This window comes from Cytophagales bacterium (assembly GCA_033344775.1).
Taxonomy (GTDB): Bacteria; Bacteroidota; Bacteroidia; order Cytophagales; family Cyclobacteriaceae; genus JAWPMT01.
The window spans coordinates 1,021,870-1,036,898 of the sequence record JAWPMT010000004.1; the positions used below are offsets into that span (position 1 = coordinate 1,021,870).

General features: G+C 45.1%; 14 protein-coding genes. 4 read left to right on the forward strand and 10 right to left on the reverse strand.

The annotated features are described in order from the left end of the window. Positions 1-227: 227 nt before the first annotated feature. The 8 genes from aroF to R8G66_13090 form a co-directional block, all read right to left on the reverse strand. Positions 228-1,238 carry a 3-deoxy-7-phosphoheptulonate synthase gene (aroF, locus tag R8G66_13055; GenBank protein ID MDW3193293.1) on the reverse strand — a complete coding sequence of 337 codons (1,011 nt, stop codon included), beginning with the start codon at positions 1,236-1,238 and terminating at the stop codon, positions 228-230. Positions 1,239-1,336: 98 nt separating this feature from the next. Then, a complete protein-coding gene (gene trpA / locus R8G66_13060) occupies positions 1,337-2,125 on the reverse strand; it encodes a tryptophan synthase subunit alpha (GenBank protein ID MDW3193294.1) in 789 nt (262 codons plus the stop codon). Between the two features lie 147 nt (positions 2,126-2,272). Further along, positions 2,273-3,469: a tryptophan synthase subunit beta gene (gene trpB / locus R8G66_13065; protein ID MDW3193295.1), complete on the reverse strand. Its 1,197-nt coding sequence runs from the start codon at positions 3,467-3,469 to the stop codon at positions 2,273-2,275. Continuing rightward, positions 3,463-4,080: a phosphoribosylanthranilate isomerase gene (locus R8G66_13070; protein MDW3193296.1), complete on the reverse strand. Its 618-nt coding sequence runs from the start codon at positions 4,078-4,080 to the stop codon at positions 3,463-3,465. The genes trpB and R8G66_13070 overlap by 7 nt, the downstream gene beginning before the upstream one ends. A gap of 271 nt (positions 4,081-4,351) precedes the next feature. Next, the gene (gene trpC / locus R8G66_13075) at positions 4,352-5,149 is read right to left on the reverse strand and encodes an indole-3-glycerol phosphate synthase TrpC (GenBank protein ID MDW3193297.1); all 798 of its coding nucleotides are present in this window, start codon (positions 5,147-5,149) and stop codon (positions 4,352-4,354) included. Position 5,150: 1 nt separating this feature from the next. Further along, positions 5,151-6,143, reverse strand: coding sequence for an anthranilate phosphoribosyltransferase (gene trpD / locus R8G66_13080; protein MDW3193298.1), 993 nt, complete (start codon positions 6,141-6,143; stop codon positions 5,151-5,153). Positions 6,144-6,323: 180 nt separating this feature from the next. Beyond that, positions 6,324-6,902, reverse strand: coding sequence for an aminodeoxychorismate/anthranilate synthase component II (locus tag R8G66_13085; protein MDW3193299.1), 579 nt, complete (start codon positions 6,900-6,902; stop codon positions 6,324-6,326). Continuing rightward, positions 6,899-8,311, reverse strand: coding sequence for an anthranilate synthase component I family protein (locus R8G66_13090; GenBank protein MDW3193300.1), 1,413 nt, complete (start codon positions 8,309-8,311; stop codon positions 6,899-6,901). The genes R8G66_13085 and R8G66_13090 overlap by 4 nt, the downstream gene beginning before the upstream one ends. Positions 8,312-8,610: 299 nt before the next feature. Between R8G66_13090 and R8G66_13095 the strand changes: the two genes are divergently transcribed. Together R8G66_13095 and R8G66_13100 are read left to right on the forward strand one after the other, a co-directional pair. After that, complete coding sequence (locus R8G66_13095) at positions 8,611-9,030, forward strand: TerB family tellurite resistance protein (protein ID MDW3193301.1); 420 nt, start codon at positions 8,611-8,613, stop codon at positions 9,028-9,030. Between the two features lie 36 nt (positions 9,031-9,066). Then, the gene (locus R8G66_13100; protein MDW3193302.1) at positions 9,067-11,295 is read left to right on the forward strand and encodes a DUF5916 domain-containing protein; all 2,229 of its coding nucleotides are present in this window, start codon (positions 9,067-9,069) and stop codon (positions 11,293-11,295) included. 378 nt (positions 11,296-11,673) lie between these two features. On the opposite strand, the gene R8G66_13105 is transcribed toward R8G66_13100, so the two are convergent. After that, the gene (locus tag R8G66_13105; GenBank protein ID MDW3193303.1) at positions 11,674-11,925 is read right to left on the reverse strand and encodes a hypothetical protein; all 252 of its coding nucleotides are present in this window, start codon (positions 11,923-11,925) and stop codon (positions 11,674-11,676) included. A gap of 210 nt (positions 11,926-12,135) precedes the next feature. Then, positions 12,136-12,894 (reverse strand): outer membrane beta-barrel protein, encoded by a 759-nt coding sequence (locus tag R8G66_13110; protein MDW3193304.1) that lies wholly within the window; start codon positions 12,892-12,894, stop codon positions 12,136-12,138. A gap of 74 nt (positions 12,895-12,968) precedes the next feature. Here R8G66_13110 and R8G66_13115 point away from each other — a divergent pair, with 74 nt between their 5' ends. Together R8G66_13115 and R8G66_13120 are read left to right on the forward strand one after the other, a co-directional pair. Next, a complete protein-coding gene (locus R8G66_13115; GenBank protein MDW3193305.1) occupies positions 12,969-13,805 on the forward strand; it encodes a MoxR family ATPase in 837 nt (278 codons plus the stop codon). Positions 13,806-13,811: 6 nt separating this feature from the next. Next, positions 13,812-15,017, forward strand: a complete 1,206-nt coding sequence (locus R8G66_13120) for a VWA domain-containing protein (protein MDW3193306.1) — start codon at positions 13,812-13,814, stop codon at positions 15,015-15,017. Positions 15,018-15,029 lie beyond the last annotated feature (12 nt).

A 15,029-nucleotide genomic window follows, 5' to 3' on the forward strand; every position in this document is an offset into this window, starting at 1 on the left:
AATATCCACACTATCAGCTCATTACAAAGAGGAAAAAGAAAAGGAAAAGTACTCTAAAAATACTTTCCTCATTTGGTGGCCTCGTTATCTTCGAACCTAAGACACATGACAGAATTTGAAATCTAATCCCGACAACAAGCGCAAAGAGATTCCGGCCATTTTTCAATTTCAAATAAAAACTAAATCGAAAAATGCCGGAATGACTGGATCGCATAGAAGCTTGTATCTTACATCTCGTCCTTCACCTCTAACAACTTCCTGACCTTGCGGATCAGTTTGGCACTTTCGGTGTAGTTGAGGGTTTGTTGGCCGTCGGAGAAGGCTTCTTCGGGGATGTTGTGGGTCTCGAAGATGACGCCATCAGCTCCGGCCATGACGGATGCTAACGCTACTGGCTCGACATGGTCTCTGATTCCTATCCCGTGTGAAGGATCTGCAATTACTGGCAGGTGAGTCTTGTCCTTTAGTATTGGAATGGCGTTGATGTCGAAGGTATTTCTGGAGGCTTTCTCGTAGGTACGGATACCTCGTTCGCACAACAGCAGGTTTTCATTTCCAGCAGAGAATACGTACTCTGCGCTGTACAATAGCTCATCGATAGTACCTGAGATACCGCGTTTGATCATCACAGCTTTATCCACTTTACCGAGTTCATCCAGCAAATTGAAATTCTGGGTGTTTCGGGCTCCGACCTGGTAGATGTCCACGTAATCGTACATTTCCTCGATCTGGGAAACTTGCATTACTTCGGTCACGATCTTAATGCCTGCCTCGCGCGCGAGTTTGTACCAGGTTTTCAATCCTTCGATCCCTAAACCTCGGAAAGAGTAAGGGGAACTTCTTGGTTTATAAACACCACCTCGCATACAGGTGATGCCATTGGCTTTCAGGTGATCGATGGTACTTTGGATGTTCTCCTCGCCTTCGATGCTGCAAGGTCCGGCCATCAAACCGAAGTGACCTCCGCCTATTTTCACGTCATCACCTAAATCAATGACCGTCCGATCTACTTTCCATTTGCGGGAGACGAGTTTGTAATCGTCGCTTACGATGTGGATGTCTTCGATTCCGGGTAAGTGACCGATTTCGCGTACGTCGAATGCGGCTTTACCGATGCCCACCAGGTAGTCTCCTTTTTGGGTCTTTACTTCGGTGGTTTTGTATTTGAGTTCGTTTACTCGATTGATGACGTCTTGTTTGGTCGTCGGGTTGATGGTGTTATTGAATTGGATGATCATGGGTTATCATTTTTTATAGTCCTTGAGCTTTCAAATCCCCCACCCTTCGGGCACCCCCTTTAGAAGGGGGACTTGATCCCTAAAAAGTGGGGATTATTCTAAACTTCTTGCGGGCTATTCTTTTTAATGTTTTCAATAAAGTTTTTAATGGCTGCTTCGGAACTGTCTTCTTTCAATTGCTTGATGAAGGCGCTGCCGATGATGGCGCCGTTGGCGTATTGACAGGCTTTGGTGTAAGTCTCGTGGTTAGAGATGCCGAAACCGATCAATAGCTTTCGTTGCAGATTCATGTCGTTGATGCGCTGGAAATAGGCTTCCTGATTTTCAGAGATGTTCGACTTGGCTCCGGTGATGGCCGCACTGCTCACCATGTAAATGAACCCTTGCGAATGCTCATCGATCTCTCGAATACGCTCCTCTCCCGTCTGCGGTGAAATCAGGAAGATGTTGTACAAACCATACTCCGCCAATACCGCCTTGTAATGCGTTTGATACTCATACATCGGTAAGTCTGGCAAGATCAGGCCATCAATTCCTACTTCCTGGCACTTTTGGCAAAAGCGCTCAAAACCATATTGCAGGATTGGGTTAATGTAACCCATTAGCAGCACTGGGACATTTACTTCCTTCCTTAATTCAGCAAGCTGCTCAAAAAGCAACTCCAGGGTCATGCCGTTGGCCAAAGCAGTCTCTGAACTTTCCTGGATCGTTGGGCCGTCTGCAACCGGATCAGAAAATGGCACCCCAATCTCGATGAAGTCGGCTCCGTTTTGATCAAGGGCCTTCGCAATACGAAGCGTATCTCCAAGCTCAGGATAACCTGCTGTGAAATACACGTTCAGGAGGTCTTTTCCGCGTTCCTCAAATATTTTATCAATTCTGTTCATTTTATTCTGTGAAGAGGGATTACAACATATGTTAATCCTACTCTCCATTAATACTTATTTCAAATTATCCGTCAGTAGTCGAAAGTCCATAGTTTTTAGCACCCTTAAGTAGACTGTCGACTATGGATTCTTCGCTATTGGCTTTTACTAATATTTCCCCCACTTGATGTAGGTGTCTAAATCTTTGTCTCCTCTTCCCGACAGGTTGATCACCACCACTTCGTCATTGACCAAATCGAGTTGATCTAATGCTGCGAAGGCATGGGCCGTTTCGATGGCGGGAATGATCCCTTCTAATCGGCTCAACGCAATGCCCGCTTGCATGGCTTCTTCATCGGTCGCACTCAAAAAGGTGCCACGACCCGAATCGAACAAGTGAGCATGAATCGGACCAATACCAGGATAATCTAATCCTGCGGAAATAGAATATGGCTCCACTACCTGACCGTCTTCTGTTTGCATCAACAGGGTTCTACTCCCATGTAATACGCCTTCTTTTCCCAGGGTTGTGGTTGCTGCGGATTTACCGCTGGTGTTCCCTAATCCAGCCGCCTCTACCGCGATCAGTTCCACGGACTTATTATCCAAAAAGTGATAAAAAGCACCGGCTGCATTGGATCCTCCGCCTACACAGGCAATTACCCGATCCGGGGCATTTCTTCCTTCCTCTTCCTCCAACTGTGACTGGATTTCTTCACTGATCACCGACTGGAACTTTGCCACCATATCAGGATATGGATGTGGCCCGACGACCGAACCAATGATATAGTGCGTTCCCACCGGATCACTGATCCAGGCCCGCATGGCTTCATTGGTTGCATCCTTCAAGGTCTGACTGCCGGATGTAGCCGGCCGAACTTCCGCCCCAAGGATCTTCATGCGTTCTACATTGGGTCGCTGACGTTCCGTATCCAGCTTACCCATGTACACGATGCAATCCATGCCCATGAGTGCACAAACGGTAGCTGTTGCCACTCCGTGCTGTCCAGCACCTGTTTCGGCAATTATCTTCTTTTTACCGAGAGCTTTCGCCATGAGGATCTGTCCAATCGTATTGTTCACCTTGTGGGCACCGGTGTGGCACAAGTCTTCTCTTTTGAGGTAGATCTTCGCCCCGTACTTTTCCGACAATCGCTGTGCGAAATACAAGGGTGTCGGGCGTCCCACGTAGGTTTTCAATAGCGCCCGGAACTGTTCCTGAAAGCCATCACTATTCATGATGCGCTCATAGTTCTCTCTCAACTCCTGCACATTCGGGTAAAGCATCTCGGGAATGTAGGCTCCTCCAAACTTCCCGTAATATCCATTCCCATCTACTGCAAAGTGCTCCGTATCCTTCAACATAATGCTTGTTTTAATGCTTTTACTTTTTCGACATCCTTCATTCCGGGCGCCAGCTCAAACTTGCTATTCACGTCGATCCCCCAGAGTTTTGGGATGGCTAGTTTTTTAATGTCTTCTATATCTTCCAGTCCAATGCCACCACTCAACATGAATGGTTTTTCGGATGGATACTCATTCAATATGGCCCAATCAAATTTTCGTCCGCTTCCCCCGTAATTACTGGTTTGGGTATCGAACAAAAAGATGTCCGTGTAGGGCTCCCATTCCTTAATCGCTTCACTGGGCATCTGGTCTTGCACACCAAACACTTTGATGATCTTGATACCTTTTGCATGAAGTTTCTTTCCATACTCAAGGGCCTCATCTCCGTGTAGTTGTACATAGTCCAGGCGAAAAGCAGCGACGTTTTCCAACAACTCCTCTAACTCTGCATTGACAAATACGCCGACTTTATGTCCCTGAAAGGCCCAGACTTTTTCCAATACCCAGGCATCAGGAGTGACTAATCGTTTGGACTTCTCGTAAAAGATGAAGCCCATGAGATCCGGTTGAAGCGCACTGATGGCTTCTATGTTTTCCGGATTTCGCATGCCGCAGACTTTGAGTTTCATTCTGATTATAATTCTATTTCATTTAACACACCCTAAATATCCTCTACAAATTCTCGTAAGTTAAGTTTCGTCTACGACCCGGTCACTGCGAAGAAATGAATCGGACCGCCTGGTCGGTCAACACCGAAGCGGCAGTCTTTCTGAATTTCTGCTTCGAAACCATATTTGAGATTGCTTCTTAGCATCGCAATGACGATCCATTTCTATTAACTTATGAGAATTGAATCTCTCTCAAGAGGACCCACCCCCGGCCCCTCCAAGGAGGGGAGAATCAGGACCTTAAAGACTTAATCTGTTTAATAAAGGAACCACATGCTGCGGAGGGTGTTCCGTGTTGCATGAAATATTCTCCAATTAAAAAGCCTTCAAATCCATGTTCAATGAGGTCAGCAACGACCTGAGGATCATTGATACCACTTTCTGAAACTTTCACGAAATCATCAGGGATCAGGCTAGCCAGCTTCCTTGATGTTTCAACTGTCGTTTCAAACGTATCCAGATTGCGGTTATTCACTCCCAATAGATCTACCTCCGGGCAAATGAAATCCTGCAATTCTTTTTCACTGTGCACTTCCAATAACACCTCTAAGCCCAGGGTATGCGCGAACGCTGCCAAAGACTTCACTTTTTCAGGTGTAAGGATGGCTGCGATCAACAAGATCACATCCGCTCCAATTGATTTCGCTTCAATGAGCTGGTATTCTTCCAGAATAAAGTCTTTCCTCAGGATTGGACAGAAGTTGAACTTTCTGGCCTCACTCAAGTCTTCACTTTTTCCTCCAAAATATTTGTTATCGGTCAAAACTGACAAGCCAGATGCACCAGCCTGCATGTAACCAATGGAAGTTCGCTCGATGGATACTTTAGGGTTTATGACGCCCTTCGAAGGGGACTTGCGCTTGATCTCGGCGATAATCCCCGCCTTATCTTCCCTTCTGATGTACTTCTTCAGCGAAACCGGATTGCCTCCAAAGTAGATGCTTTGTTCCAGCAGTTTTACCGGAAAAAGCTCTTTTCGCTCCTGTACTTCCTTTTGCTTATCCGCAACGATTTGATCGAGAATGTTCATTTTAACTATTGATCTCAATGAATTTTTTGAATGATTGTAATGCTTTTCCTGATTCGATGGATTCCCGTGCCTGATTGACCCCTTCTTCGGTGCTGACTTTCTTAGCCACCGAAATAGCAAGGCCTGCATTGGCAAGTACCGCACTCTTCTGCGCTTCCGTTGCCTTATTCTCCAGCACATTCGTGAAAATTGTCGCCGAATCGTTAATGGTTTCACCACCACTGAGTTCTTCCATCTTTAGTTGAGGCAGTCCCAGATTATTTGGACTCATGACTTGCTCTGCTTTGTTACTGATCACTTTGAAATCACCGGTCAGGGAGATTTCGTCGTAGCCATCCAGTGCATGCACGATCATGAAATTGGCATCGCCTTTTTGATACAGGTAGCCGTACAAACGGGCCAATTCCAGACTAAACACTCCTACCAATTGATTTTGAGGAAATGCCGGATTCACCATAGGCCCCAACATGTTGAAGAACGTTTTCACGCCTAGTTCTTTCCGAACGGGCCCTACATTTTTCATGGCTGGGTGAAACATCGGAGCATGCAGGAAACAGATTCCTGACTGGTCAAGGCTCTTTCTAATGACATCCTGATCGTTACCGAATTTGCATCCGAACGATTCTAACAAATTGGATGAACCACATTTACTGGACACACCATAATTTCCGTGCTTGGTCACATGCTGACCCGCACCAGCTGTGACAAAAGAGGATAGTGTCGAAATGTTAAAGGTGTCTTTCCCATCCCCCCCAGTCCCACATAGATCGATGGTGTTAAAATCTTCCAATGGCACACGGACACAAAGTTCCAACATGGCATTTCGAAATCCTTCCAACTCATCTACGGTAATGCTTCGCATCAGGTAAACGGTCAAAAAAGCCGCCATCTGACTGTTGTTGTACTTCCCTGATGCCAGGTTCGAGAGTACTTCTTTGGCCTCTTGTTTGTCAAGAGATTGATGCCTGAATAGTTTATTGAGTATTGCCTTCATTAGCTAATGTTCTTTTCTTGGTTCATGAAAAAGATTTTGGGGCCTCCTTTGAATAAACCCCTAGCCCCTGAAGGGGAAATATCACACTCCCCTTTAGGGGACATTGGAGTAATCCCAAGTACATCTGGCGCATAACCAAAATCTTTTTGAAGCTTGATTATTGTAGATATTGCCTTCATTTCAGCCTTGTTTCAACCAGTTTTCAATCATTTTCTTTCCGTGCTCGGTCATGATAGACTCAGGGTGAAATTGAACCCCTCGCACATTGTATTGTTTGTGTGCCAGTCCCATGATCCTGCCTTCTTCACCACGTACGGTAATCTTCAAATTCGCCGGTAGACTATCTGGCTCGATGACCCAGGAATGGTAGCGACAGACGGTGAACTTTTCAGGAATATCCTCGAAGAGCACATCACCCGCAGCATCTATTTCCACTTCAGTGGTCACGCCGTGATACACCAGTGGCAGGTTATACAATGTAGCCCCAAATGCTTCTCCGATGGCCTGATGGCCTAAACAAACGCCCAGGATATTTTTGGTTGGCGCGTATCGCTTGATCAACTCCGGCATAATCCCGGCATCTTGCGGGACACCCGGACCCGGAGATAACAAAATATCGTCGAATTGATCCACCGCATCGAGGGAGATCTTATCATTTCGATGCACCTCCATCTGGTCACTCAATCCTAATTCTCTCAGAATGTGCACCAGGTTGTAGGTGAACGAATCGTAATTATCTAAAACCAGGACTCGTCTCATCGGGCTGATAATTTTTCGGCTTCTTCCATGGCTGTCTGTAATGCCGCCAGTTTATTGTACACTTCCTGCACTTCGCTCTCTGGGCTGGACTTAGAAACGATGCCCGCACCCGCCTGAAAGATCAATTGATTGGTCTGACTCAGGAAGGTACGGATCATTATCGCGTGATTAAAGTTGCCTTTGAAGTCCATGAAACCGATCGCCCCGCCATAGAATCCACGGGACTTGTTTTCAAACTGATCGATGAGTTGCATGGCCTTGTGTTTGGGAGCTCCGGAAAGTGTGCCTGCGGGAAAAGTCGAGGCTACAATTTCCAGGGGATCTGCGTCGGCCCTTAACTGCCCTGTTACCTTTGATACGAGGTGAATGACATGTGAGTAATACTGAATTTCTTTATAGGTCTCTACCTTAACTTCATCTGAGCTTTTGCTCAGGTCATTTCTTGCCAGATCAACGAGCATGATGTGCTCGGAATTCTCTTTTTCATCTGCGAGTAGCTTCTTTGCCAGTTCCGCATCGGCCTGATCGTCTCCTGTCCGTCGGAAAGTACCCGCAATCGGATAAATGATCGCTTCCTGATCCTTCACAACAATCTGAGCTTCCGGCGAGGAACCAAAGATCTTATAGCTGCCATAGTCGAAGTAAAACAAATAGGGAGACGGGTTGATGGAACGCAATGTTCGATACACCTGAAATTCATCTCCCAGAAAATCAGTAGAAAATCGTCTCGAGAATACCACCTGAAACACATCTCCGATATCGCAATGGTGAATGCCGCTCTTGACATTTTCGAGGAATTCAGCATCCGTCAGATTAGAGGTTAGCTCCCCTACTTTTTTAAAATCGAAGGAAGGAATGTTGCGTTGATGGATCAAGTCAGATATCTCATCAAACTCTTCATCATTAGGTTTTTCCAGGTAGTTTTCAATGATGAAACACTCATTCTTGAAGTGATCAAGTGCAATCACATATTTGAAAAAGTGATAGCGGATCTCCGGAATCTCTAGCGCGTCCTTACCGGAGATTTCAATGTCTTCGAAATACTGCACCGCGTCATACCCCATGTAACCAAAGAGGCCGTTCTCAATGTGCTTGGCCTGCGCCTCAGGTGCTTCAAAGGAATTGATGAAATTCCTCAAATGGCCAACCGCATTGAGGTCATCACTGATTTGGCTTTGCGTTTGTTGACCATCGGGTAAGCTCACCGAAACGTTGCCACCATTTACTTCAAAAGAAGCCATGGGTGCACAACAAATGTAGGAGTAGCTGTCCTCCTCTCCATGATAATCGGAGCTCTCCAGCAGGAATGAATTAGCAAACCTGTCCCGGATTTTCAGGTAAATCGCTACTGGAGTAATGGTATCTGCCAGTAGCTTTCTTTTACGAATGGATATTTTAAATTTTTGCATATTGGATCAAAAAAAAAGCCCGCTGTGAACAGCAGGCTTTTATATTTTTTCAGACATATCAGCAAGTCACAGAGATAAGGTTTTATCGCTGTACCACCACCAATATGTATTTTGTGTCATTTTCATTTCGCCGCTAAAGTAGTTTGAGGAAAAGTAAATTTCAAAGTACATCAGCATTTTTTTTTACAATTGCTTTTTACGGAACATTTACCCCTATATCCTACGTTTTTGAAAAGGGAATAAAAAAAATGCGGTAATGCTATTTTTTTCGTTACCATTCTATACTTTAATTTGTAGCGATGTTACCAATCGAGGACCAAGTTAGTTTGTTAGTTCACCTATCCAAGGCAGATAAATTTGTCGCTGAAGAAGAAAGTGAACTTATTCACAGAATCGGAGAAAGAGGCGGACTCACCGCAGATCAGATAGAAAATATCATTGACAACCCTAAGCCGATCAAGAATTTAAAGGATCTTCCACCAGATGAGAAGTTTTCCTACTTGTTCCATATCATTCAATTGATGAAGGTAGATGGCAAGATCTATCAGACGGAAATTGAGTTTTGTGAAAAGGTGGCTTACAAATTGGGCTATAAGCCCGGCGTGATCGCTGACCTTTCTGCTTACATCTATTCAGATCCGGACATCAATACTAATCCTGCTTATTTGAGATCAATTGCAGACAGTCATCTCATTCCGATGAAACGAAAGGCGGACTAAGTCTGTTAAACACTCAGCACCCAACATATTTGACCTGTGACGCGAGTAACACCCCTGCTCCTGTTGTGCCTTTTTGTTACTAAAGAGGCCTTATTTGCACAAAATCTACCGGAATCTGCCACTTATGAGGTAAGAAAAACAGCCGCCGAAATTACTTTGGACGGACGACTCAATGAATCAGCCTGGAGTGAAATACCTACAGGCGGTGAGTTTACACAAAATTTTCCGGCAGATAACCGTCCTGCTGAAAAGGGCACGGAATTCAAGATCACTTACAATGATCAATTCATTTACATCGCCCTGGTCTGTTATCAGCAAAGTAATGGCCGTCCCATCGCACAATCCTTGAGAAGAGATTTTGAATGGATGCGAAATGACAATGTAAGTGTTTACTTCGACCCTTTCAATGACAAAACCAATGGCTTTACTTTTCAGGTGACTCCTTATAATGTTCAGCGTGAAGGGCTGGTAACACTTGGCGGAGAAGTCTCAGATGATTGGGACAATAAATGGTATTCGGCTGCTACGATTGAAAATGATAAGTGGACGGCAGAAATGGCCATTCCATTCAAATCGATTCGATACAACAGTGTTCCTAACTGGGGCTTACAAATACTTAGAAACAACCGCCAGGAAAACGAGCGTTCTTCATGGATCAGTGTCCCACAGCAATACCGTCCTTCGGATCTGTTGTACACCGGCCAAATGAATTGGGATACGCCACCTCCCGAAGCCGGGACCAATATTTCATTCATCCCTTACGTAACTGGCGGGCTCTCTAAAGATTTTGAAGAAGGCACTGACGTATCTACAACCAGTGATGTCGGATTTGATGCCAAAGTCGGATTAACCAATTCTTTGAACCTGGACATTACGGTCAATCCTGATTTCTCCCAGGTAGAAGTAGACCGTCAGGTCACTAATCTGGATCGATTTGAAATTTTCTTCCCGGAACGACGACAGTTCTTTTTAGAAAACCAGGATCTGTTTGCTCGGAATGGTTTTCCGATCGCACGACCCTTTTTCAGTAGAAGAATCGGGATCGCAACTGATGGTGACGGAAATACGGTACAAGTCCCTATCAGAGCAGGAGCGCGTTTGAGTGGAAAAATCGGAAGGGACTGGCGGGTAGGATTGCTCAATATGCAAACCGGAGCAGATGATCGTATCCAGCAGCCGGGACAAAACTATTCTGTTGGGGTATTCCAGCGGCAGATATCAGGCAGATCGAATATAGGGGCTGTTTTTGTCAATCGGCAAGCCACCAACTTTGATCCGAATGACACCTCATTAAACACCACTAGATTCAACCGGGTGTACGGAATCGATTATAACCTCGCATCTTTAGACAACCGGTGGGAAGGCAATTTCTTTTATCACCGGTCAGAAGATCCTGAAAAATCGGATAACGCCTGGGCCCACGGTGGATTCCTCGGATATCAAACAAGAAATATCAACATTTTTGGCTTTCACGCCTTCGTTGGTGAAGGCTATAATGCGGAAGTTGGGTTCGTCCCTCGCAATGAAGTGATGCGATTTGGCTCTGGTTTCGAATACACGTTTTGGCCTGAGGGAACCATTCAGCGACATGGCCCTGGGTTCAATTTCACCAGAACTGCAGACGATAACTTCAGCAACCTAGATCTTGAAGCGCAGCTGGAATATGACGTGAACTTTTTGAACAACTCCGGGATCAATTTTAGAAGCTCTTACAATGAAGTGCAGCTGCTTGATGGCTTTGACCCAACTAATAGTGATGGAGCAGAACTTCCTGCGGGAGAACTGTATTCTTGGGGAAATGTGAGTATTGCCTACTTCTCGGACAACAGAAAACTGTTCAATTTCAGGAGCAGGATCACTTACGGAGGATTTTTCAATGGCACTCGGTTAAGGTTGGCTTCTGTGATCAATTTCCGATATCAGCCCTTCCTGGCCATTGAGATGCGAGCCGAATATAACCGACTGGACTTTCCAGCTCCATTCAACAGCACAGACTTCTTCCTAATCAGTCCAAGAGTAGATTTAACGCTAAGTACCAATTTGTTCATCACAACGTTTGTGCAGTACAACAATCAACGGGACAACATGAACATCAATACCCGATTGCAATGGAGATTTGCGCCAGTATCGGATCTGTTCATTGTCTATACAGATAATTACTTTACTGCCGGAGATGACTTTGAAAACCCGATCTCGGATCGATTTACCTTAACTCCACGGAACAGAGCATTGGTAGTGAAGCTTTCTTATTGGCTTAATATCTAGAGAATCTAAGTATTACTGGATTGCCTGAAGGCAATGAAATAGCGACCTGATTCTCTGGTTAGTGGGTTAATTGGTTATTTGGTTGATGTGCTTTGATACCTATTTGTTGAAGGCTCTTTGTGAGCTAGTAAGTCCCAATATCCGAGATTGAGATTCCCCTACGATTAATCTCACAAACACTAGCATTCATAAGTCGTATAATAATCCCGGGAATGACGTTCTTCGGCAAGCTCAGCATGACCGTCATTCCAGTATTCATTCTGTAACTATTTTTCGATACAGTTCCTGGGTTGATTATGAGAGAATCTGAGCATAGCAAAAAAAATCCCGGACACTTTCACAGTACCCGGGATTTTTATCGACTAAAATCTTTAAAAATTAAGCGAATGCTTTGCCCAAGTCGTCGATCAATTTCTTGGCTACTTTTCTTGGGTTGTCCTTTTTGAAAGATTCCAAAGCTGTTAAAGCTTCTTTTCCTTTCAATACCAATCCTGAAGGATTGCCATCGTTCGCGTAGCTACCCAAGCACCATTCTAGTTCTCCAACTAGTTGCTCTTCAATGTTCAGCTTCGTCAACTTATCCTTTGCGTCAACACAAGCTTGTTCGATTTTTTCAACAGATACTGCCATAACCTTTGTGGTGGTTAATTATGAATTTGACGCAAAATTATTCGAATTATTAATTAGAAAAACAACAAAATGTTTCTTTTCTGTTAAAATTTATAATTTCAATCGTTTGTTATTGCAAATTCATTCGAATTACAACTTCTCCTACAAGCGGAAACTGACGAATAACCCCGGGTAACCTCAATTACCGAAAACGAGTGCAGATAAAAAGCTTTAGAATTCCAGACTCCCGAAACGAAGGAGATAAGCAGCGGAAAGGCCTATGGAATACAGGTTAGATTGATCGGGAATTTCAGTTGTTCGATTGGTAAACTCAAAAACCCCGCTAAAACTGACCGATGAGAATACCTCAAGTTGAATGGTTCCAAATGGCAAATCCGTGAATGCCCCTAGTGCAAAACGCCCCCCATAGCCATTGACCCGATCCCGGGCGGCTTCGTATTCCCAGAAATCAGTTTGCAGATCATCCAATTCAGCAATTTGTTCAGCAGTTGGACGATTTTTGGACCGATCAGAAATCAACCTTTCATAATACAGGCCCATGGTCAGGTAAAACTTGGTATTCTTTTGCCCCCAGTAGAGTACCGCTTCAATGGGCACCTCCAAGTACCCCAGTCGGGTCTGGTAAGGTTCAAGCTCAGCAGCATCAGGGAAGTTTTGTTGCCAGCCTCTTTCTATATAGTTGATTCCCGATTGGAAACCTGCTTGTAAAGCACTGGGGTTGGTCGAACGGAAATTAAAATGCTTGAATACTGCTCCAACATGAGCGGTCTCAATAAAGCTCACATCCATGTTCACCGGAAAGATCGTGTGCACAATAAATGCCGAGGAAGCCTGTCCCCCTGCCCGAAGGCCTACATACGTACGTGACTGACCGTAGCCGATGACGGACAGACTTAAACCTATTACCCAAATGATGATTCGAACCCTCATGTCAATAAGAACGGCAAAACTAATCCCGTATTTGTTCATAACCCGAGTTAAAATTAGCTGTATGCCAAAGAAGCGGTAACTTTCAGCAGTACTATAGGTGTTATATGAGCAAGATGAAATTTGAAGGAACCGATTCATACGTAGCCACTCGAGAATTAAGCATTGCCGTAGAGGCTTCAGCTACCTTGGAAAAACCCCTTATCCTGAAGGGAGAACCCGGCACAGGAAAGACATTGTTGGCCTACGAGATTGCCAAAGCCATGAATAAAAAGCTCATCACCTGGCACATCAAATCGACCACTACCGCCCAACAAGGGCTCTACGAATATGATGCGGTGACGCGTTTGAGAGATTCCCAATTGGGAGATAACAATGTGGCTGACATCAGCAAATACATCAAGAAGGGAAAACTTTGGGAAGCGTTTGAGGCAGAAGAGCAAGTAGTCTTGTTGATCGACGAGATCGATAAGGCAGATATCGAATTCCCAAATGATTTGCTGTTGGAATTGGATCGTATGGAATTTTTCGTTTACGAGACTCAATCCACGATCAAGGCCAAAAAGCGACCAATTGTGATCATTACTTCCAATAACGAAAAAGAATTACCCGATGCTTTCCTGCGAAGGTGCTTCTTTCACTACATCCGATTCCCGGAACCTGAAACGATGATCAAAATCGTCAAAGTGCATTTCCCTGAAATCCGGGACACCTTGATCGATCGTGCATTGACTCGATTTTATGAAGTGCGAGACATTGCTCAGCTGAAAAAGAAACCGTCCACCAGCGAACTGATCGACTGGATACGGCTGCTGATGGCTGTGAAAGCCACTGACGAAGATTTGGCAAACACCAAAATCTCAGAAGATGATTTCCCCTATCGCGGGGCTTTACTCAAGAATGAGCAGGACATTGAGTTTGTGACGCGATTTGGTTCAAGTTTCTTAAATTGATCCATCATGTTCATTAGCTTCTTCTATTTCGCGAAACGTGCCGGACTGACCATTACGATGGTGGATCTGTTTCACCTCCTCGAAGCACTGGACAAAGAAGTAGTGGGCAATTGCGTCGATGACTTCTACTATCTATGCAAAGCCACCTGGGTAAAAAGTGAACATCAATACGACTTGTTCGACCGGATATTTGGCAGCTTTTTCCATGGCGTTGAAGGAGATGCGGAAGATTTTACCGCAAACATCCCAGAGGAATGGCTGAAGAAAGGGCAGGTCCGGGACCTATCAGAAGAAGACAAGCAGAAGATAGAAGCCCTGGGTGGGTTGGATAAGCTCATTGAGCGAATGAAGGAGCTGCTGAAAGAGCAGGAAAAAAGACATGGTGGCGGCAACAAGTGGATAGGTACCGGCGGTACTTCTCCTTTTGGAGCGTACGGTTACAATCCCGAAGGCATTCGGGTAGGACAACAAGGTTCAGGAGCAGGCAGGGCGGCCAAAGTATGGGACAAACGCGAGTTCAAAAACCTGTCAGGCGATGTGGAGCTCAATACGCGTACCATGAAGATGGCACTGAAGCGATTGCGAATCCTGACACGGGAAGGCTTACCTACCGAATTGGACCTGGACGATACGATCAGAAAGACTTCCGAAAATGCGGGTTATCTGGATATTGCGCTACAAGCTCAGAAAAGAAACAACGTCAAAGTACTGCTGTTCTTTGATGTTGGCGGATCTATGGACGGTCACATTGAAGCCTGTGAAAGACTGTTTACTGCGGCTCGTCACGAATTCAAGCACATGGAGTATTTCTACTTCCACAATTGCATCTATGAAGGCGTTTGGAAAGACAATCGCCGAAGATGGAATGAAAAAACCTCCACTTATGACATTCTCCATAAATATAACCCTGACTATAAGGTGATCATCGTTGGAGATGCATCTATGGGACCGTATGAGCTGACCTATGCCGGCGGTTCGGTGGAGCACCATAACCAGGAAGCTGGGTTTGTTTGGTTAGAACGCCTAAGAGATCATTTCAAGAGTGTGATCTGGCTTAATCCGACTCATCTTTCCTACTGGCAGTATTCTGAGTCGACGCAGATGCTCCAGCAATTCTTCAACAACCGTATGTTCCCACTCACGTTGCAAGGCCTGGCCAGCAGCATGAAAGCATTGAAGAATCCGAAACTGACGTTTGAGAAGTTGGTCTAGTGTGCTTCGAGA

Excerpts from the sequence above, each read along its gene's own strand:
- aroF (MDW3193293.1), bottom strand. The coding sequence starts at position 1,238 with ATGATCATCCAATTCAATAACACCATCAACCCGACGACCAAACAAGAC.
- trpA (MDW3193294.1), bottom strand. The coding sequence starts at position 2,125 with ATGAACAGAATTGATAAAATATTTGAGGAACGCGGAAAAGACCTCCTG.
- trpB (MDW3193295.1), bottom strand. The coding sequence starts at position 3,469 with ATGTTGAAGGATACGGAGCACTTTGCAGTAGATGGGAATGGATATTAC.
- R8G66_13070 (MDW3193296.1), bottom strand. The coding sequence starts at position 4,080 with ATGAAACTCAAAGTCTGCGGCATGCGAAATCCGGAAAACATAGAAGCC.
- trpC (MDW3193297.1), bottom strand. The coding sequence starts at position 5,149 with ATGAACATTCTCGATCAAATCGTTGCGGATAAGCAAAAGGAAGTACAG.
- trpD (MDW3193298.1), bottom strand. The coding sequence starts at position 6,143 with ATGAAGGCAATACTCAATAAACTATTCAGGCATCAATCTCTTGACAAA.
- R8G66_13085 (MDW3193299.1), bottom strand. The coding sequence starts at position 6,902 with ATGAGACGAGTCCTGGTTTTAGATAATTACGATTCGTTCACCTACAAC.
- R8G66_13090 (MDW3193300.1), bottom strand. The coding sequence starts at position 8,311 with ATGCAAAAATTTAAAATATCCATTCGTAAAAGAAAGCTACTGGCAGAT.
- R8G66_13095 (MDW3193301.1), top strand. The coding sequence starts at position 8,611 with ATGTTACCAATCGAGGACCAAGTTAGTTTGTTAGTTCACCTATCCAAG.
- R8G66_13105 (MDW3193303.1), bottom strand. The coding sequence starts at position 11,925 with ATGGCAGTATCTGTTGAAAAAATCGAACAAGCTTGTGTTGACGCAAAG.
- R8G66_13110 (MDW3193304.1), bottom strand. The coding sequence starts at position 12,894 with ATGAACAAATACGGGATTAGTTTTGCCGTTCTTATTGACATGAGGGTT.
- R8G66_13115 (MDW3193305.1), top strand. The coding sequence starts at position 12,969 with ATGAAATTTGAAGGAACCGATTCATACGTAGCCACTCGAGAATTAAGC.
- R8G66_13120 (MDW3193306.1), top strand. The coding sequence starts at position 13,812 with ATGTTCATTAGCTTCTTCTATTTCGCGAAACGTGCCGGACTGACCATT.